The following is an 18,710-nucleotide window of genomic DNA, read 5'->3' as shown; positions in this document are numbered from 1 at the left end:
CAGTAGGGGACACACATGAAATTTCTCGATCTCGCAAAGGTCTACATCCGGTCCGGGGCCGGCGGTAGCGGCTGCGTCAGCTTCAGACGCGAAAAGTTTATCGAATACGGCGGCCCCGATGGCGGGGACGGCGGCAAAGGCGGGTCTGTCTGGGCCGAAGTTGTGGATGGGCTGAACACCCTGATTGACTTCCGCTATCAGCAACACTTCTTCGCCAAAAACGGGCAACCGGGCCGGGGGCAGCAACGCACCGGCAAGGATGGGGACGATATCGTTCTGCGTGTTCCGGTTGGCACTGAAATCCTGGACGAAGACGAAGAAACCGTCATCTGCGACCTGACCGAAGTCGGGCAACGCGTTCTGCTGGCCAAGGGCGGCAATGGCGGCTTTGGCAACCTGCATTTCAAGTCCGCCACCAATCAGGCCCCGCGCCGCGCCAATTCGGGGCAGGCGGGGATTGACCGCACAATCTGGCTGCGGCTCAAGCTGATCGCCGATGTGGGTCTTTTGGGTATGCCGAATGCAGGCAAGTCGACCTTTCTGGCGGCCACGTCGAATGCGCGGCCCAAGATTGCCGACTATCCGTTTACCACGCTGCACCCCAATCTTGGCGTTGTCGGCGTGGACAACGTCGAATTTGTTGTGGCCGATATCCCGGGCCTGATCGAAGGCGCTCATGAAGGCCGTGGCATTGGTGACCGTTTTCTGGGTCACGTGGAACGCTGTGCCGTGTTGTTGCATCTGGTCGACGGCACCTCTGCGACGGTCGCCGATGATTACCGCACGATCATTCACGAGCTGGAAGCCTATGGCGGTGAACTGGCTGAGAAGCCCCGGATCACTGTTCTGAACAAGATCGACGCGCTGGATGACGAAGAACGTGCCCTTGCCGTCGCTGAGCTTGAGGAGGCCGTGGGCGGCCCCGTCATGACCATGTCCGGTGTGGCACATCTGGGTGTAACCGAAGTTCTGCGGGCGCTGCGCAGCCAGATTGACGACAACCGTGTGCGTCAGAAACCCGCTGAGGAGGCACAGCCTTGGCAACCCTGACCTCGGCACGCCGTTTGGTGGTAAAAATCGGGTCGGCTTTGCTGGTTGATCGCGACACCGGCCTGCTGCGGTCTGACTGGCTGCTGTCGTTGGCGCAGGATGTTTCCTGGCTCAAGGGGCAGGGGAAAGATGTAATCCTTGTTTCGTCCGGTTCGATTGCACTGGGTCGCGGCGTTCTGGGCCTGCCGATGGCGGCACTGCCCTTGGAACAGTCACAGGCAGCTGCTGCGGTTGGGCAAATCCGGCTTGCACGCGCTTATGAAGAAGCGTTGGCACCCCATGGGATCACCACGGCGCAGGTTCTGGTGACGCTTGAAGACAGCGAAGATCGCCGCAGGTATCTGAACTCACGCGCAACCTTGGAAACTCTGCTTGGGTTGGGCGTCGTTCCGATCGTCAATGAAAACGACACGGTTGCAACGGACGAAATCCGGTATGGCGACAATGACCGTCTGGCCGCGCAAATCGCCGTGACAGTAGGGGCCGACCAACTGATTCTGCTGTCGGATGTGGATGGCTTCTATTCGGGCAATCCTAAGGAAGACACTTCGGCGAAGCGCTTCGAGACAATCGACAGGATCACACCCGAGATTGAAGCCATGGCCGGTGATGCGGGCTCGGGCCTGTCGAAAGGCGGGATGAAGACAAAACTATTGGCGGCCAAGATGGCAACCGCGGGCGGTTGCGCCATGGCGATTACCGAAGGGTCGGTTCTGAACCCTCTGAAAACGCTCGAAAACGGTGCCAATTCCACATGGTTTACCGCGACATTGGATCCACATGCAGCCCGCAAACGCTGGATTTCGGCGATGAAACCTCGGGGTGAAATTACCGTGGACGAGGGGGCGGCCAAGGCACTGGCCAATGGCAAAAGCCTGCTCCCTGCCGGGATTGTGGAAGTGACCGGAGATTTCGGTCGTGGCGATCCTGTCGCCGTCCTTGATCTGGAATCCCGCCGTCTGGCTCAGGGGATCAGCCGGTATACGGCGCAGGAAGCCGATGCGATCAAGGGGCGTAAGTCTTCTGAGATTGAAGCGACGCTGGGCTATCCCGGTCGCGCAGCCCTGATCCACCGGGACGACCTGGCCCTTTAACCTTCAATAAGATGATCTGAAAGGCACGCGATATGAAAGACTTCAACAGCATTCCTGCTCTGATGGAAGATCTTGGGAAACGTGCCAAAGCCGCTTCGCGTGAACTGGCTTTCGCAACAGCTGAACGAAAGCACGCGGCGCTGATTGCAGCCGCCGACGCGGTTTGGGCCAACCGGGCACGGATCATCGAAGCTAATCAAAAAGATCTGGAATTCGGCCGCGACAAGGGACTGAGCCCCGCAATGATGGATCGCCTGATGCTGGATGAGGCGCGCGTTCAGGGCATGGTAGACGGGCTGAGAACCGTCGCGGATCAGGCCGATCCGGTGGGTGAGGTTCTGTCTGAATGGAATATGCCCACGGGCCTTAACATCCAGCGCGTCCGGACACCGTTGGGGGTTATCGGCGTGATCTATGAAAGCCGACCCAACGTGACTGCGGATGCCGGGGCGCTGTGCCTGAAATCGGGCAATGCGGTAATCCTGCGTGGCGGATCCGAAAGCTTTAACTCCTCAGCCGCGATCCATGCCTGTCTGGTCGAAGGGCTGAAGGCCGCGAACCTGCCCGAAGACGCCATTCAACTTGTGCCCACACGCGACCGCGCCGCGGTGCAGGAGCTGCTGACGCTGACCGACTATGTCGACGTCATCGTTCCACGCGGAGGCAAGGGACTGGTAGGCCTTGTACAACGAGAGGCCCGTGTGCCGGTCTTTGCCCATCTCGAAGGCATCGTGCACATTTACATCGACAAGGCTGCTGATCCGCAGAAAACGCTGGAAGTTGTGCTGAATGCCAAGACCCGCCGCACTGGTATTTGCGGAGCCGCTGAATGCTTGCTGGTTCATCAGGATATCGCCGACACACTGGGGCGTGACGTGGTTGCGGCACTGGTCCAGTCAGGCGTCGAGGTTCACGCCGACGATGTCCTCGCTGGGGAGGGTACAGTTGCTGCTACGGCGGAAGACTGGGGAAAAGAGTTCCTCGACAGCGTGATCGCGGCGAAGCCCGTTGCCGATATTGATGCCGCGATTGCTCATATTCAGCAATACGGCTCGAACCACACCGATTGCATCATGACCGAGAATGACACGGCTGCGGCCCGTTTCTTTGAGCGTCTGGACAGCGCAATCCTGATGCACAATGCCTCGACTCAGTTTGCGGATGGTGGCGAGTTTGGCATGGGGGCAGAAATCGGAATCGCGACGGGCAAGATGCACGCGCGCGGACCGGTTGGGGCGGCGCAATTGACCAGTTTCAAATATCTCGTGCGCGGGAACGGAACGATCCGGGCTTAAAACCGAAGTGACACGCGGGTTGCCGAGGTTTCAACGGCAATCCGCCGGCCCATCGCAGCTGCCGTTTCAGGCAACAACGCGAACTGAACGTGCGCGGGCGTGATCTTGGTGGGAAACCGACCTGTCACGACGTTCTTCCAAAGATCACTATCGACATTCAACCGGTCTGCAACCCCGGTCACTATCCAATTGTTGCCCTGATTGACGATCTCGACTGCGCCGCCCAGCGGCATGGCACTTTCGCAGCACATAAGCGCCAGAAAGGCCAGTTTGACCTGATTACGCGGCACAGGCCCGGTCAGGTTCCAGTTGACCCGTATCCGCCCGGCACGCTCGATATCTTTCAGCAGTTCGGTTACTTCGGTCCGACCAAGCGGCTGATCACTGGCCGAGCCAAAGGCAACGCGGAAAAAGCGTATACGTGCCCCGGCACTTCCGACACTGCCCGAGATCAGTTCCATCTCGGGGCCCTGTACGGCGCCCACCATATCCAACAGCTCAAGCCCGTTGGTGATCGCGCCGATCGGGCTGATCAGATCATGGCAAATCCGCGAACCGATCAATTCGGCCAGGTTGACGTTGCTCTCGCCCATGCGTACCTCCGACTGTATCTGCCGCACGTCCCGGAGGCCCCTATGACAGACATGAATGCTATACTTGCACCGGGCATGTTTGTCCGCCACCCGGATTTTCCCGAATGGGGCGTCGGACAGGTTCAGTCCAACATTGCAGGCAAGATCACCGTGAACTTTCGCGAGCAGGGAAAAGTGGTGATCGACGGAACGCGCATCGCCCTGATGCCGGTCTTTGATCTGTGAAAGTGGTTTAGGAAAGGTTAACAACGCTGACCGAAGCGGGGCTTGTTGCCTTTGGCTGAAAAACTGCGGTATCAGCAGCCAAAAGAACACGGATCACCCCATATGCCGGATACTGGCCCTTCTTTCACCGTAAAACTGGCCGAGACCGAAGCCGACCTGCAAGCAGCTCAACGCCTGCGCTATGACGTCTTCGTGCGTGAGTTGGGGGGCGGCGGAGAGATGGTTGATCACGATGCTGGCCTCGAGAAAGACCGTTTCGACCCGTATTTCGATCATATGTTGGCCTATGATGATCACACCGGCGAAATTATTGGCGTCTACAGGATGTTACCGGGCGAACGTGCTGCGGAACTGGGACAATTCTATTCCGAAGATGAATATGACCTGACCGTTCTCAAGAACAGTGGGCGCAAACTGCTGGAGTTGGGACGGTCGTGCCTACACCCCGACTACCGTGGGGGTACGGCAATGTACCACCTGTGGAACGGTTTGGCCGCTTATGTAGCGGAACGTGACATTGAGGTGCTGTTCGGCGTTGCGAGTTTTCACGGAACAGACGTGGCCACATTGGCGCAGCCCTTGTCGATGCTTCACCACAACCATCTGGCTCCGCCAGAGTTGCGCGTACGGGCGCAGCCCGATGTTTTTCAGTCGATGGACCTTGTGAAACCAGAGGCTTTGGACCGCCGCGCCGCCATGGTTCAGGTGCCAGCATTGATCAAAGCCTACCTTCGCTTGGGTGGTTTCGTGGGCGAGGGCGCCTTTATCGACCACACCTTCAACACAACGGATGTGTGCCTGATCCTCGACACGACGCGCATGAATGAACGGCAGCGTCGAATTTATGGCGGGGCGTGACGCTGTGAACGACCCGCTCTGGAATAGTGAAGACGCGCCCGATCCGATCGAGCTGGGCGTTACCGGATGGGTTCTGGTCATTCTGCGCGGAGTCCCGCTGGCGGCCCTTGTCTTTGGTGGCCTGATCATCCTTCTGGCCGTTCGCCTGATCGAGTATCCGATTTTCGGCGTCCGGCGACCTGTGACGCCGTTCATCACACAGTTTGTCTGCCGCAACGCGTTTCGAATTCTTGGCATCGGATTCCGCACATCAGGCGCGCTGATGAAAGAGAGGGGGGCGGTGGTGGCAAACCACACGTCCTGGCTGGATATCTTTGCTCTGAACGCGCGCAAGCGGGTCTATTTTGTCTCCAAGGCAGAAGTTGCCAAATGGCCCGGTATCGGCTGGCTGGCCCGTGCGACCGGGACGCTGTTCATCGAACGGGATCGCAAGAAAGCCAAGGAACAAACCAAGCTGTTTGAAACCCGCCTGAAAGTGGGTCACAAACTGTTGTTTTTCCCCGAAGGCACCTCAACCGACGGGCTTCGCATTTTACCTTTCAAAACAACGCTTTTCGCCGCGTTCTTTGCAGATGAGTTGCGTGATTTCATGTATATCCAACCCGTTTCTGTGGTGTTTCACGCGCCCAAAGGCCAGCCAAAACGCTTTTATGGCTGGTGGGGGGATATGGAGTTCGGGCCGCATTTGCTGAAGACCCTTGGCGCACGTCGGCAAGGAACTGTTGAACTAATATATCATGCGCCAGCGCGGGTCAGCGACTTTGAAAACCGCAAGGCTCTGGCCGCCCATTGTGAAGACGCCGTCAGGCATGCGCACGCATTGGCGCAGCTTGAAAAATAGGGGCGATTGGCCCTTGCGTAGCGCGCAAACCTGCCTTATACGCGCGCCATTCAAACCCGCAGGCGGGGTTTGGCCTTTTTGAGGGAGACATCCTCATCAAGACCGCCGGTTGGAGCGTCCGCTTCTTTCACCCCCGCCCAGGCGTAAACCGGAAAAGGAAAATTGCATGGCTCTTCCCGAGTTCACCATGCGTCAGCTGCTGGAAGCTGGCGTTCACTTTGGTCACCAGACACAGCGTTGGAACCCCCGCATGGGCCCGTTCATCTACGGCTCGCGCAATGGCATCCACATCATGGACCTGACCCAGACCGTTCCGATGCTGGATCAGGCTCTGCAGGCTGTTCGTGACACCGTCGCAAAAGGTGGCCGCATTCTGTTCGTTGGTACTAAGCGCCAGGCAGCTGGCCCGATCGCTGAAGCGGCTGAAAAGTCGGCTCAGTACTACATGAACCACCGCTGGCTGGGCGGCACGCTGACCAACTGGAAAACCGTTTCCCAGTCGATCAACCGTCTGAACCAGATCGACGAAGCCATGGAATCGGGCGCAGAAGGCCTGACCAAGAAAGAGCGTCTGGGCATGGAACGTGACCAAGGCAAACTTCAGGCGTCGCTGGGTGGTATCCGCGAAATGGGCGGCGTTCCGGACCTGCTGTTCGTCATCGACGTCAAGAAAGAAGCACTGGCCATCGCAGAAGCCAACAAACTGGGTATCCCGGTTGTGGCTGTAGTCGACACCAACTGCTCGCCCGATGGCGTTGACTACATCATTCCCGGCAACGACGACGCGGCACGCGCAATCGCTCTGTACTGTGATCTGGCCGCACGCGCCGCTCTGGACGGTATGACCGCGCAGATGGGCGCAGCAGGCGTTGATCTGGGCGCATTCGAAGAAGCTCCGGTTGAAGAAGCTCTTGCGGAAGAAGCCGCAGAAGCCCCTGCCGAAGCGTAAGCTGCCCGTCACGTAAATGACATATGGGGCAGGGTATGACCTGCCCCAATTCCGTTTGAATTGAGGAGAGCCAAAAGATGGCAATCACAGCAGCAATGGTTAAAGAACTGCGCGACTCGACCGGCGCAGGCATGATGGACGCAAAAAAAGCGCTGACCGAAACCGGCGGCAACATGGACGACGCCGTTGACTGGCTGCGTACCAAAGGCCTGGCCAAAGCGGCCAAGAAATCAGGCCGTACCGCAGCAGAAGGTCTGGTTGCTGTTCACGTCAACGGTGGCAACGGTGTTGCTGTCGAAGTGAACTCGGAAACCGATTTCGTTGCGAAAAACGCTGAGTTCCAGGAAATGGTCAGCAAGATTGCAAACGCTGCTGAAGGTGTGGACGACATCGAAGCACTGCTGGCCGCTGATCTGGGCGGAAAAAGCGTTGCCGACACGCTGACCGACAAGATCGCCACCATTGGCGAAAACATGTCGGTGCGCCGCATGGCCAAACTGTCAGGTGAAACAGTTGTGTCTTATGTGCACAACGCTGCGACCAGCGGCATGGGCAAAATCGGTGTGCTGGTTGCACTGTCGGGTGGTGATGAAGCTATCGGCAAGCAGGTTGCGATGCACATCGCCGCTGTGAACCCGGCTGCCCTATCCGAGGCCGACATGGACCCGGCAATTGTCGAGAAGGAAAAGCAGGTTCAGATGGACATCGCCCGCGAATCCGGCAAGCCGGAGCAGGTGATCGAAAAGATGATCGAAGGTCGCATGAAAAAATTCGTCGCCGAATCGACATTGCTGAGCCAGCAATTCGTTGTGAACCCTGATCTGACCGTTGAAGCCGCTGCAAAAGAAGCCGGCGCAACCATCACCGGCTTTGTTCGCCTGGAAGTTGGCGAAGGAATCGTTGTGGAAAAAGAAGACTTCGCTGCCGAAGTCGCAAAAGCTGCTCAGGGCTAAAGAAAGGCTCCGACAGGGGCCTTGCTGAACAAAGTGAAAGGGTTACGCGTCGCGTAGCCCTTTTTTGTTGGTGGCACATCAGAGAATTGGCAAAGAAGTGAAGGATTGGAGGGCCCCGCATGATGGGGATGGTCGAGGCCCCCCAAAATTCCGACACAGGTACGCGGACGAATAGGCGCCCCCTTGTCAGAGTGATTGGAGAGCTTTGAAATCGCAAAGATCCAACCGAATGTTCCCTGGCTAAAGCCACCACTCACGGAACACTCTCACTTTGCAACTTTTAGGTTAGATTTGAAAAGTAGTGATTTCCTTACCTAGGGTAAACTGACGCGGGATGGCGTCATAAAAACACTCCTAAACTTCCATAATGAACATCTGATTATGCAAAGATGCCTTCAAAACAGCCTGAGCCGTCGTTTCAACCGACAACGCCTCACGGGCGAGTCGAAGATGCTTTTCGACAGTTGCCGCTGTCAGGCCCATCAGCAAGGCTATGTCCTGCGTGGTTTTTCCGTCACCAACCCATTGCAACGCCTCGCGCTGACGCTTTGTCAGGGCCCGGTTCGGTGGGTTGAAAGGCAATGTCAGGATCTTCAGATGCGCAACGTTGTTCATCAAAAGAATGTCTTCACCATGCTCTTGCCAGATCGCGTCAATGTCTTCCTGGCTCATCCCTTCCTTGGCGGATAGGGAAATCGCCCCTTTCGAGCGCACAGAGACCGAGTTGAAACTGATGGTGTAACCAGAAACGACGCCCATGGACTTGTTGAACTCGAAAACCTCACGCTCTTTATCGGTCATCGACCCGCGAGAATGCATGTCCAGCAACATTTTCCAGCTGGCGGCACCTTCATTGTCCAGCGCCCATTTCAACATGGGGGCGTGAAAATACAAACCGTCCTTGATGAAGCCATCCACATAGGCACGGTTATGGTTAGTCAGAATGACAAAGTCCTCTGGATCACCCAATGAGGTTGCCGTCCTGTATTGCGTGTGGCCGTAGATAAGACGATCGAACCCGAATTCCGCCATCTGTCGGCAATGCGCATCCCACAGGTCTTCCAGGGTCTTGGCATAGCTGACAAACCGCAGATATTCCCTGAGGGTCATGCCGTGCCACCTGCTTTCAAATGCGCGGCCAGCGCGTCCAGAGCAAGAACATAGCTTTGGGCGCCAAAGCCACAGATCTGCCCCAGAGCAACAGGCGCAATATAGGACTTGTGCCGGAATGCTTCCCTTGCATGGATGTTGGACAGGTGAACTTCGACAACCGGCAGGTCAACTGACGCGATGGCATCCATCAGCGCAACCGACGTGTGTGTGAACGCCCCCGCATTGATCACAAGGCCATCTTGCACACCGCGTGCGCCGTGGATCGCATCAATTAACACACCCTCATGGTTGGATTGCAGATGCGAGACTTCAAGGCCAATGGACGCGCCATGGCGCTGGCACTCCTCCTCGATCATCTTCAGAGTGGTGCTGCCGTAAACCTCGGGCTGCCGTGTGCCAAGCAGGTTGAGGTTTGGGCCGTTCAATACCAAAACGTTGTGCATGTCTTCACGATCCCCATTAATGGTACATAGACGCCTAAAGGTTGGGTTGTCTACCTGCCTTTGCCGGATCGAGTACAGTCGAAAAACCGGTGTACGAAGCGGGTCGCTATTTTGTTAAGGGCTTCAACTTTCCGCCATGGTGACAACGATTTTTCCGAGAACGGATCGCTGCGACAATTGTTCAAGCGCCTCGTGCGCGCGGGCAAGCGGGAACCGGGCGCTAATTCGGGGTTTGATTTTGCCGGCTGTGTACAGATCGAACAGGTTCTTGACGTTGTCAGCATGGCCGATTGGATCGCGGAAAACTGACGCGCCCCAAAACACACCAACGATCTGACATCCTTTCAAAAGGGCCAAATTCAAGGGAATCCGCGGAATGCCCGCTGGAAAACCGACGACAAGGTAACGACCTTTCCAGGCCATGCTGCGCAGGGACGGTTCGGCCAGCGTACCGCCAACAGCGTCGTAGACGATGTCTACGCCTTCAGGACCGGCAAGTTTCTTAACTTCGGCTGAGAAGGCTTTTTGCGCATCCTTGTCCATGTCGCGCGGGTAAATCACCACGTCATCGGCACCAATCTGGCTACAGAATTCGGCCTTTTCAGGTGATGAAACGGCTGCGATCACCCTGGCACCCATGGCTTTGCCCAGTTCAATGGCGGCTGACCCCACACCTCCGGCGGCACCCAGTACCAACAGGGTTTCACCGGGTTGAATCTCCGCCCGATCCTTCAACGCGTGGCAGGACGTGCCGTAGGTGAAAATGAAACAGGCGGCATCTTCATAGGGCATCGCATCAGGAATTCGGATTGCAGTGTCCGCCTTGAGCGTGACATGGGTCGAAAACCCACCATGCCCGGTTAGGGCCAAAACACGGTCGCCTGGCTTCAATCCATTGACGCCTTCGCCCACAGCCAGAACTTCACCCGCAATTTCACCGCCCGGAGCAAAGGGCCGTGGCGGCTTCATCTGGTACAGATCGCGGATAATCAACGTGTCCGGAAAATTCACACCCGCTGCTTTCACACCGATCAAAAGTTGGCCTTTGCCCGGCTGCGGATCTGGTAGGGTCGTAAGCTCCAGGGTTTCGGGACCGCCCGGTGCGACGCTGAGTAATGCTTGCATACCGCCTCTGATCTGCCTGTACTTTGTGTCGAGGAAGTTTTGGTGCAGCATGGTTTTTTGTCAACGCTACGGTCCAACGCCTGCCGCGACGGCAAGAGGAACGCAATTTGTATCACGATGAACTGGTGACAAAGAAACTGAGGAGCACAAAATGACCCCCGACACCCTCTTTTCGCTTCACGGCAAAACCGCTTTGGTAACAGGTGGGGCGACAGGTATTGGCCGCATGGCAGCCGAGGCGCTGGTTCGTGCGGGCGCGCGCGTGCTCATTGCCTCAAGAAAAGGAGACGCCTGTGCCACGGTCGCCGCAGAACTGAACGCGCTGGACGCGCCGGGCAGCGCCGAAGGCTTTGCCGGTGACATTGGCAGCGCAGCCGGTATAGGCAAGCTGGTCTCTGACATTCAGGCGCGTACGGACAAACTAGACATCCTGATGAACAATTCGGGGGTGTCCTGGGGTGCTCCCATGGGGCAGTTTCCCTACGATGCATGGGAAAAGGTCATGTCTGTCAACGTGACAGGGATATTTGAACTGACCCAGCGGCTTTTGCCAATGCTAATGAAATCAGGCACCGCCGAAGACCCGGCGCGCATTGTCAATGTGGGGTCAGTCATGGGTGAAGTCCCAATGGGCGATGGGGCCTACAGCTATTCGGCCTCAAAGGCTGCTGTTTTGCACCTGACCAAGGTCTTGGCCAAGGAACTTTCGCCGCACCACATTACGGTTAACGCACTCGCTCCGGGGCCGTTTGTGTCGCGCATGACTGCCTTTGCGACAGCCGATGAGGATATCAGAGAACGGGTTGGCAAGTCTGTACCTCTGGGTCGCGTCGGACGGGACGAGGATATTGCAGGCTGTATGTTGTTCCTGTGCGGTCGCGGCGGCAGCTATGTGACAGGCGCAGTGATCCCGGTTTCGGGTGGGATCAACGTGGTGACCGCCGGAAACATCTTTGCCGAGGCCCTGTGACGGGAAGACAGCCGATGAAAACCGAAACCAATCTGGATCTGGCGGCGGTAGATGCGTATCTGAGCGCGCATCTTTCCGGCTACAACGGGCCATTGGAGGCGAGGAAATTTGATGTCGGGCAATCCAACCCGACGTTTGAGTTACGCACACCAGAGAAGGAATACGTACTGCGCCGAAAACCCGCCGGCGTATTGCTGAAATCGGCACATGCCGTTGATCGCGAATTTCGGGTTCAAAGCGCCCTTGCCGGGAGCGAGGTTCCGGTGCCCACGATGTATCTGCTGTGTGAAGACGACAGCGTCATCGGCTCGGCCTTCTATGTGATGGAACGCTTGCAGGGCAGGGTGTTTCCGGACCCAACCCTGCCCAAAGAAAGCAACGAAACCCGCGCCGCCATCATTGACGAAATGAACAGGGTTCTTGCCCAATTGCACATGGTGGATATCGATGCCGTTGGCCTGTCTGACTATGGGCCGATTGGCAACTATTACGAGCGTCAGATCGCGCGCTGGACCAAGCAATACCGCGCGTCCGAGACCTCGGCCATTGCGGATATGGATGCGCTGGCTTCAGCGCTAGAGACCTCGGTACCGGCCGATGACGGGCAGCGCACGCTGGTGCATGGGGATTACCGCATCGATAACCTGATGTTTGCGCCGAACCGGGCGGAATGTATCGGAGTGTTGGATTGGGAACTGTCGACGATCGGTCACCCTTATGCAGATCTGGCCGCAGTAATCATGCAATGGCAGTTGCCGCCGGGAAAACAGGGCCGGGGGCTGGCGGGTGTGGATCGAAACAGCCTGGGCCTGCCCAGCGATGAGGCATTCATTGCCCAATACTGCAAACGTCGAGGCCTGGATGGCATAGACAATTTCGGCTTTTATCTGGGCTTCAATTTCTTTCGCATGGCGGGCATTCTACAGGGTGTCTACAAACGCGCGCTGAATGGGAACGCGTCAGACCCCGACCGCGCAAAGGCTTTTGGCGCATATGTTCCTATATTCGCCCAGCACGGCCTGAAAGCTCTTGAGTCCACATTAGAGTGACGACCTATCAAGCTGTTTTTATGTCACTATCTTGCCTTGAAAGTTCAACTTCAAGATTTGGCAGACTGTTCTTTCCAAAAAACAGCTCAGCCCCGGTGAACATGCTGGGAACCCCAAACACACCTCGCCGAACCGACGACTTGGTTATCTCTTTTAGTTTCAGTTTAACGTCTGGGCTCGACATGGCTTCGCGAATTTTGCGAACGGGCAAGTCGTTTTCATGCAGGATATCCGTTAAGACACCGATCTCGTCCGCCTTCTGACCATGCACCCAAATTGCATCAAAAATCGCGTTTATATATTTGACTTCCCAAGGTTTTCCATTGGCAAAGCACGCACCGCGCATGGCAAGTTTGGTATTGATCGGAAAATGCGGGCTCATATGAAAGCTCAGCCCACGACGGCGGGCAAACCTATGCAGATCATGCGTCAAATAGGCCGTTTTCTGGCGGTTTTCGGAGTATGCCTGAAACGGGCTTTGGTTATGCGTCGCCTTGAACACCGCAGGTAGAAGGACAGGCACATATGTAATGCTTGCGTTATGGCGCTCGGCAAGTTGGGGAAGGATCTTATGGGCGAGAAACGCGTTCGGGCTGCAAAAATCGTAAATGAAGTCTATGGTCTGCGTCATAGGGTTCCTCCGTTTCGGTCCCTTGAAATCTTGTTCATTGAACTTCAGGCGAATCTGCGTCGAAATCAGTCTAACATTTCATTGTGAGGCACGCTGAGGAAGTCTGATCACGAATTTCTCTGCAACACGCAGCTTTTTGCTGTTATTTCAGGTCACAAGCTTAAACAGTCACTGCTTAACACCGAACGGAAATATCTAAATGTCCCACAGGCAATCCATGTTTGATCAAACCCGGCTGGATCGGCTTAGCCATTGGATGGAGAGCTATGTTGAGCAGCGCAAATATGCTGGATCATCCTTTTTGCTGCGCCAAAAAGGGAATGAGGCCTTTTTTCATGCCTGTGGTCTCAGCAGCCTGGAGACTGGCCGGCCCTTCCAACGCGACACGTTGGTGCGCATTTATTCCATGACCAAACCGGTCACATCGGTCGCGTTGATGACATTGGTCGAACGCGGGCTTGTTCACCTGAACGTGCCTGTGTCTGAGTTTCTGCCTGAATTCAAAGATATGCAGGCGCTGGTCCCGGGGGCGGAGAAACTGGATCAGACCGAAGCTGCACCGCCTCCAACACTACATCAGTTACTGACGCATACCAGTGGGCTAAGCTACCCGTTCAACCCCGGGCTTTTGCCTCAAGCGATGGATGAACGGGACCTTATTTTCAAACCCAATCAGGGGTTTCTGGAACATCTTGTGCGCGATCTGGCAGGGCTGCCACTGGCGTTCCGACCCGGTGCACGCTGGGAATACTCGGTCGGGATTGACGTGCTGGGTCGAGTGATCGAGGTGGTCTCGGGCCAGTCATTGGAGCAGTTCTTTCGAAGCGAAATCCTTGAGCCGCTGGACATGCGCGAAACAGGTTTTTCCGCACCCGCTGGGGCAGGGGATCGTTTCGCATCGCTCTATACCCCATTGGCTGGCGACGCGATGGCGCTGAATTCCGCGGATCACGGTAGCGAAAGCCTGCGACTGTTCGATTCCCACATAGGATCCCCGTTCGAAAACACGACGACCTTTTCCGGCGGTGGCGGTCTGATCTCGACAATCGATGATTATGCCAAATTTGCGGACATGCTTCGAAATCGGGGGGCCGGGAACGGGTGCCGCATACTTGGTCCGAAAACAGTCGATTTCATGATGCGCAATCACCTTCCCGGCGACATTGCGTCAATGGGTCCGCAGAGTTTTGCAGAGCAACCGATGGACGGAATGGGCTTTGGGCTAGCCGGTGCGGTTGTTCTGAATCCCGGTCTGGTAAGGGTTCCCGGCTCTATCGGGGATTTCAGCTGGGGTGGAATGGCGTCGACCTATTTCTGGATTGACTGGCAGAATGACCTGACGGCGATTTTCTTTACCCAACTGTCCCCCTCAAGTTCGTACCCATCCCGCGCCGAACTCAAGGCACTGGTTCATGCGGCCATGATTGAATGATTTCCTCTGTACTGATACCCGGTGCCGGACGACACAACTTGCGAGCAGACGATGACCGAAGCGGAACGTATCTTACTGGATCTTCTGGATATTGAACGGCTTGAGGTCGATCTGTTTCGCGGGACAGGGTCGGGCGGTGAAACGCCCACACGCATCTTTGGCGGACAGGTCATCGCGCAAGCGCTCGCTGCGGCGTATCGGACTGTTGAAGAGCGGTTGTGCCATTCGCTACACGCCTATTTCATTCGCCCGGGAGATCCAGAGAAACCCGTTATTTATCAAGTTGATCGCGCGCGAGACGGAGGTTCGTTCACAACCCGCCGTGTGGTTGCGATTCAGCATGGAAAGCAAATCCTGAACATGTCGGCATCCTTTCATGTCCGGGACGAAGGTTGGGACCATCAGCATCCGATGCCCGTCGTGAACGCACCGGAAGCGTACCCGTCCCGATCTGAATTGCGTAAAACATATGTTGAACGTGTTCCAGAAAGGTTACGAGGCGAATTGCTGCGCGAGCGCCCGATCGAGGTTCGGGAAGTCGATCACCTGGATCCATTCACACCGAAAGTCTCTGATGATCGAAACCAGACTTGGTTCCGTATGCCTGCAGCCGCTTCCGTTGACGCCAGAACACAGCACTTACTGCTGGCTTATGCGTCTGACATGAACCTGATGTCCTCTGGATTGCGGCCACACGGTCTGAGCTGGTTTAGCGGAGAGTTCAACGGCGCAAGTCTGGACCACGCGCTATGGTTTCACGCGCCGGTGAATTTTCAGAACTGGCATCTGTACGTGATGGATTCGCCGTGGACGGGGCAGGGACGCAGTTTTAACCGTGGATCGATCTATTCCGAGGACGGTACCCTTGTTGCATCTGTCGCACAGGAAGGATTGATGCGCAGAATTCGCGCACAACCTTAAGTATTGCCCATAAACCTTTGATTTAACTTCTGCATTCCGATAAGCCACCGATCGTAATCAGCCGCTTTGAATTGCAAATAATCAGCGACTTGTGGATGAGGCAGAACCAAAAACCGTTCATTTCGAATAGCTTGCACACAGGATTCAGCCACATCTCTGGGCTCAAGCATCCCATCAATCGAAGCTACTGAGATTTCATGGCCTTCGGTCATTTTCGAACGTACCGCCTGCGGACACAGGACCGAGACTTTCAATCCTTCAGCGCCATATGTCAGCGAAAGCCATTCGGCAAATCCTACAGCCGCGTGTTTGGTAACCCCATATGGGGCTGCACCAGGTTGGTTCAGCAAACCTGCCGCAGACGCAGTTATCATTATATATCCGCCGCCGCGACGAACCATGCGTGGAACCAGATGGCGAGCAGTCCAGACATGGGACATGACATTGATCTTCCAGATCCGATCCCAATCTTCGTCCGCAACATCGAGACCGCCAAGCGTCAGAATTCCGGCATTTGCGCAAAACAGGTCAATTGGACCGACAGTTTCTTCAACAAAATCAATCAGAGCCTTGATCTGCGCTTCGCTGGAAACGTCGCAGGGATACGCCTGACCACCAATTTGCTTTGCGACCAAATTTGCGCCAGCGATATCGACATCCGAGCAGATTACACGTGCACCTTCTTGGGAAAACCGTTCTGCAAGACCACGACCAATACCTTGGGCAGCGCCGGTGACAACGACAGTTTTGTTCTCAAGCTCCATGCGTATTCCGGGCAGGTTCGTTACAGTGTTATCAATGTGTTGGCTTGCGTTCTGTATTACAAGTATTGCATTATTACCATAATACCAATTACACGCTAATAGGAAATAACCGAGATATACTCAGATTCCATTGCAATCAGCCATCAGACCAATGCGATCAACACAGGTCTGATGCGAATTATCCCAACGCGTAACCGGCACCGCGGACTGTGCGAACCGGATCATCCCCGCCATGTTGCGTTAAGGCTTTGCGCAGTCGTCCAATGTGTACATCAACGGTACGCGTATCGACATAGATGTCGCGTCCCCAGACCCGATCCAGCAATTGTTCACGGCTCCAGACCCTGCCCGGCTTTTCCATGAACGTGCTAAGAAGCCGGAATTCGGTTGGACCCAGTTTCAAGGGCTTGCTGTCACGGCTGACCTTGTGGGTTTCCGAATCCAGAATGATGTCATCGTACTCCAGTCGCAAGCCAACAGTTGCCGGTCGGACGCGGCGCAGTTGTGTTCGGACACGCGCCATCAGTTCGACGATCGAATATGGTTTGACCACATAATCGTCGGCACCAGTTTCCAGCCCGCGAACCTTGTCTACCTCTTCTGATCGGGCCGACAGCATGATTATCGGGATCGAGCGTGTGTCCGGACGGCTTTTGAGCCGGCGGCAAACCTCAATCCCGCTTAGGTTGGGCATCATCCAGTCCAGAACAATGATATCCGGGCAGTCTTCGTCGACCAGCAGCATAGCTTCGTCACCGTTGGCCGCCTTTGAGACGCGAAAACCTTCGGCTTCAAGGTTGTAGGCCAGCACCTCGCGTTGGGCCAACTCATCCTCGACCACCAGAACCGTCGGTTGATCTGCGGACATCTCAAGCCTCTCCTACGCTGTTTGCGACGTTATATCGGCCTTGGGCCGAGCCTCGGTCGGGCGGTCGCCTGTAACCAGATACACCACCTGCTCGGCAATCGAGGTTACATGGTCGCCCATACGCTCGATGTTCTTGGCGATGAAATGCAGGTGCATACAGGCCGAAATATTGCGCGGATCTTCAGCCATGAAGGTCAGGAATTCGCGGAACAGGCCGTTATACATCTGGTCGACCTCTTCATCGCGGTTGATGACGTCGGTGGCCAGTTCCGCGTCGCGCTGAATATAGGCGTCCAACGCGTCGCGCAGCATACGTTCAACTTCGCGCGCCATGCGGCGTAAGGCAGCTGCGCTGCCGCTGATCTCGCCCGCATTGGCCAGAACGGTCGTACGCTTGGCGATGTTCTTCGCGTAATCGCCAATCCGCTCGAGATTACCGGATACTTTCAGGACCGAAAGAACCAGTCGCAGGTCACTGGCCGTGGGCGCGCGCAATGCAATCAGACGCGCGGTTTCCTCGTCGATCAGGTCTTCCAACGCGTCGATGGCCTTGTCACCTTGTCGTATTTCCTGGGCCAGCTCAACGTCACGGCTTTCAAGCGAGCGCGCCGCGCCCATGATAGCGGCCTCAACCAGACCGCCCATCTTCATGATATGCGCCTGGATTGTTTCGAGGTCGCGGTCAAAAGCAGATGCAATATGTTGTTCGCTCATTGTTTGATACCTGTGCTTAGCCGATACGGCCTGTAATGTAGCTTTCCGTGCGCGGATCGACCGGATTGGTAAAAATCTGACCGGTTTCACCGAATTCCACCAGATTACCCAGGTGGAAAAAGGCCGTTTTCTGACTGACGCGCGCGGCCTGCTGCATCGAGTGTGTGACGATCACAACCGAATATCGGGAACGCAATTCGTCGATCAACTCTTCGACCTGTGCGGTTGCAATCGGGTCCAGCGCCGAGCACGGCTCGTCCATCAACAGGACCTCCGGTTCGGTTGCCACGGCGCGCGCGATACACAAACGTTGCTGCTGCCCCCCTGACAAACCCGTGCCAGGCGCATCCAGACGGTCCTTGACCTCATCCCAGATTGCGCCTCGACGCAGGGATTTCTCAACGATCTCATCCAGTTCCGCCTTATTCTTGGCCAAGCCGTGGATGCGCGGACCATAGGCCACGTTGTCGTAGATCGACTTGGGGAACGGGTTCGGTTTTTGGAACACCATGCCGACTTTGGCGCGCAACTGAACGGGGTCGACCCGCTTGTCATAAATGTCTTCGCCGTCCAACAGGATATCACCTTCGACACGGCAGATATCGATGGTGTCGTTCATCCGGTTCAGACACCGCAGGAAGGTCGATTTTCCACAACCCGAAGGGCCGATAAAGGCCGTGACGGTCTTGTCTTCGATCTCAACACTCACGTCCTTGATGGCGTGGGTATCACCGTAATAAACCTGAACCTTCTTCGCGTTGATCTTGATGTCTTTGGAGTCCACGGTTCTCTCCACTCGTGTCATGTCGTTCATTATTGCCC

General features: G+C 56.1%; 21 protein-coding genes. 12 read left to right on the top strand and 9 right to left on the bottom strand.

Annotated elements, in window-relative coordinates; genetic code table 11:
• Nucleotides 1–15 precede the first annotated feature (15 nt).
• The 3 genes from obgE to ACR0DY_RS01800 are packed head-to-tail and all read left to right on the top strand — an operon-like array spanning nt 16 to nt 3,439.
• Nucleotides 16–1,050, top strand: a complete 1,035-nt coding sequence (obgE, locus tag ACR0DY_RS01810; RefSeq protein ID WP_209596239.1) for a GTPase ObgE — start codon at nt 16–18, stop codon at nt 1,048–1,050.
• Nucleotides 1,038–2,144 carry a glutamate 5-kinase gene (proB, locus tag ACR0DY_RS01805; RefSeq protein WP_209503945.1) on the top strand — a complete coding sequence of 369 codons (1,107 nt, stop codon included), beginning with the start codon at nt 1,038–1,040 and terminating at the stop codon, nt 2,142–2,144. The genes obgE and proB overlap by 13 nt, the downstream gene beginning before the upstream one ends.
• Before the next feature lie 32 nt (nt 2,145–2,176).
• Nucleotides 2,177–3,439: a glutamate-5-semialdehyde dehydrogenase gene (locus ACR0DY_RS01800; protein WP_480545578.1), complete on the top strand. Its 1,263-nt coding sequence runs from the start codon at nt 2,177–2,179 to the stop codon at nt 3,437–3,439.
• On the opposite strand, the gene ACR0DY_RS01795 is transcribed toward ACR0DY_RS01800, so the two are convergent.
• The gene (locus ACR0DY_RS01795; protein ID WP_480480960.1) at nt 3,436–4,032 is read right to left on the bottom strand and encodes a histidine phosphotransferase family protein; all 597 of its coding nucleotides are present in this window, start codon (nt 4,030–4,032) and stop codon (nt 3,436–3,438) included. The two genes, ACR0DY_RS01800 and ACR0DY_RS01795, sit on opposite strands and share 4 nt — an antisense overlap.
• A gap of 42 nt (nt 4,033–4,074) precedes the next feature.
• On the opposite strand from ACR0DY_RS01795, the gene ACR0DY_RS01790 reads away from it, so the two are divergent.
• The 5 genes from ACR0DY_RS01790 (at nt 4,075) to tsf (ending at nt 7,858) form a co-directional block, all read left to right on the top strand.
• Entirely contained in the window at nt 4,075–4,257 is a 183-nt protein-coding gene (locus ACR0DY_RS01790; protein WP_267364751.1) for a DUF3553 domain-containing protein, read from the top strand.
• Between the two features lie 102 nt (nt 4,258–4,359).
• Nucleotides 4,360–5,115, top strand: coding sequence for an L-ornithine N(alpha)-acyltransferase (gene olsB / locus ACR0DY_RS01785; RefSeq protein WP_480480957.1), 756 nt, complete (start codon nt 4,360–4,362; stop codon nt 5,113–5,115).
• On the top strand, nt 5,081–5,956 hold the full coding sequence (gene olsA / locus ACR0DY_RS01780; RefSeq protein WP_480485654.1) for a lyso-ornithine lipid O-acyltransferase: 876 nt from the start codon (nt 5,081–5,083) through the stop codon (nt 5,954–5,956). Before olsB ends, olsA begins: the two co-directional genes overlap by 35 nt.
• A 166-nt stretch (nt 5,957–6,122) precedes the next feature.
• The gene (rpsB, locus tag ACR0DY_RS01775) at nt 6,123–6,905 is read left to right on the top strand and encodes a 30S ribosomal protein S2 (RefSeq protein WP_209503940.1); all 783 of its coding nucleotides are present in this window, start codon (nt 6,123–6,125) and stop codon (nt 6,903–6,905) included.
• Nucleotides 6,906–6,982: 77 nt separating this feature from the next.
• Nucleotides 6,983–7,858, top strand: a complete 876-nt coding sequence (gene tsf, locus ACR0DY_RS01770) for a translation elongation factor Ts (protein WP_480480953.1) — start codon at nt 6,983–6,985, stop codon at nt 7,856–7,858.
• A 354-nt stretch (nt 7,859–8,212) separates the two neighbouring features.
• Here tsf and ACR0DY_RS01765 read toward each other — a convergent pair whose 3' ends face one another.
• From ACR0DY_RS01765 to ACR0DY_RS01755, 3 genes are all read right to left on the bottom strand, one after another.
• On the bottom strand, nt 8,213–8,968 hold the full coding sequence (locus tag ACR0DY_RS01765; RefSeq protein ID WP_480480951.1) for an autoinducer binding domain-containing protein: 756 nt from the start codon (nt 8,966–8,968) through the stop codon (nt 8,213–8,215).
• Nucleotides 8,965–9,414: a type II 3-dehydroquinate dehydratase gene (aroQ, locus tag ACR0DY_RS01760; RefSeq protein ID WP_480485650.1), complete on the bottom strand. Its 450-nt coding sequence runs from the start codon at nt 9,412–9,414 to the stop codon at nt 8,965–8,967. Before aroQ ends, ACR0DY_RS01765 begins: the two co-directional genes overlap by 4 nt.
• A gap of 123 nt (nt 9,415–9,537) precedes the next feature.
• Nucleotides 9,538–10,539 carry an NADPH:quinone oxidoreductase family protein gene (locus ACR0DY_RS01755; RefSeq protein WP_480537860.1) on the bottom strand — a complete coding sequence of 334 codons (1,002 nt, stop codon included), beginning with the start codon at nt 10,537–10,539 and terminating at the stop codon, nt 9,538–9,540.
• Nucleotides 10,540–10,690: 151 nt separating this feature from the next.
• On the opposite strand from ACR0DY_RS01755, the gene ACR0DY_RS01750 reads away from it, so the two are divergent.
• Complete coding sequence (locus ACR0DY_RS01750) at nt 10,691–11,509, top strand: SDR family oxidoreductase (RefSeq protein ID WP_480537861.1); 819 nt, start codon at nt 10,691–10,693, stop codon at nt 11,507–11,509.
• A gap of 14 nt (nt 11,510–11,523) precedes the next feature.
• Complete coding sequence (locus ACR0DY_RS01745) at nt 11,524–12,558, top strand: phosphotransferase family protein (protein WP_480537863.1); 1,035 nt, start codon at nt 11,524–11,526, stop codon at nt 12,556–12,558.
• A gap of 7 nt (nt 12,559–12,565) precedes the next feature.
• Here the strand turns inward: ACR0DY_RS01745 and ACR0DY_RS01740 are convergent, their stop codons facing one another.
• Nucleotides 12,566–13,189, bottom strand: a complete 624-nt coding sequence (locus tag ACR0DY_RS01740) for a DsbA family protein (protein WP_480537865.1) — start codon at nt 13,187–13,189, stop codon at nt 12,566–12,568.
• Between the two features lie 217 nt (nt 13,190–13,406).
• Between ACR0DY_RS01740 and ACR0DY_RS01735 the strand changes: the two genes are divergently transcribed.
• Nucleotides 13,407–14,621: a serine hydrolase domain-containing protein gene (locus tag ACR0DY_RS01735; RefSeq protein ID WP_480545577.1), complete on the top strand. Its 1,215-nt coding sequence runs from the start codon at nt 13,407–13,409 to the stop codon at nt 14,619–14,621.
• A 51-nt stretch (nt 14,622–14,672) separates the two neighbouring features.
• Nucleotides 14,673–15,542, top strand: a complete 870-nt coding sequence (locus ACR0DY_RS01730; protein ID WP_480480937.1) for an acyl-CoA thioesterase — start codon at nt 14,673–14,675, stop codon at nt 15,540–15,542.
• On the opposite strand, the gene ACR0DY_RS01725 is transcribed toward ACR0DY_RS01730, so the two are convergent.
• The 4 genes from ACR0DY_RS01725 to pstB form a co-directional block, all read right to left on the bottom strand.
• The gene (locus ACR0DY_RS01725; RefSeq protein ID WP_480481672.1) at nt 15,539–16,306 is read right to left on the bottom strand and encodes an SDR family oxidoreductase; all 768 of its coding nucleotides are present in this window, start codon (nt 16,304–16,306) and stop codon (nt 15,539–15,541) included. The two genes, ACR0DY_RS01730 and ACR0DY_RS01725, sit on opposite strands and share 4 nt — an antisense overlap.
• Nucleotides 16,307–16,484: 178 nt before the next feature.
• Nucleotides 16,485–17,174, bottom strand: coding sequence for a phosphate regulon transcriptional regulator PhoB (gene phoB, locus ACR0DY_RS01720; RefSeq protein ID WP_480480935.1), 690 nt, complete (start codon nt 17,172–17,174; stop codon nt 16,485–16,487).
• Between the two features lie 12 nt (nt 17,175–17,186).
• The gene (gene phoU / locus ACR0DY_RS01715) at nt 17,187–17,888 is read right to left on the bottom strand and encodes a phosphate signaling complex protein PhoU (RefSeq protein WP_480480933.1); all 702 of its coding nucleotides are present in this window, start codon (nt 17,886–17,888) and stop codon (nt 17,187–17,189) included.
• Between the two features lie 16 nt (nt 17,889–17,904).
• Nucleotides 17,905–18,702 (bottom strand): phosphate ABC transporter ATP-binding protein PstB, encoded by a 798-nt coding sequence (gene pstB, locus ACR0DY_RS01710; RefSeq protein WP_480480931.1) that lies wholly within the window; start codon nt 18,700–18,702, stop codon nt 17,905–17,907.
• Between the last annotated feature and the right edge of the window lie 8 nt (nt 18,703–18,710).

Source organism: Ruegeria sp. O6, assembly GCF_056535045.1.
The sequence above is the reverse complement of the archived record's forward strand: the minus strand, read 5'-3'. Positions and strand labels throughout refer to the sequence as shown.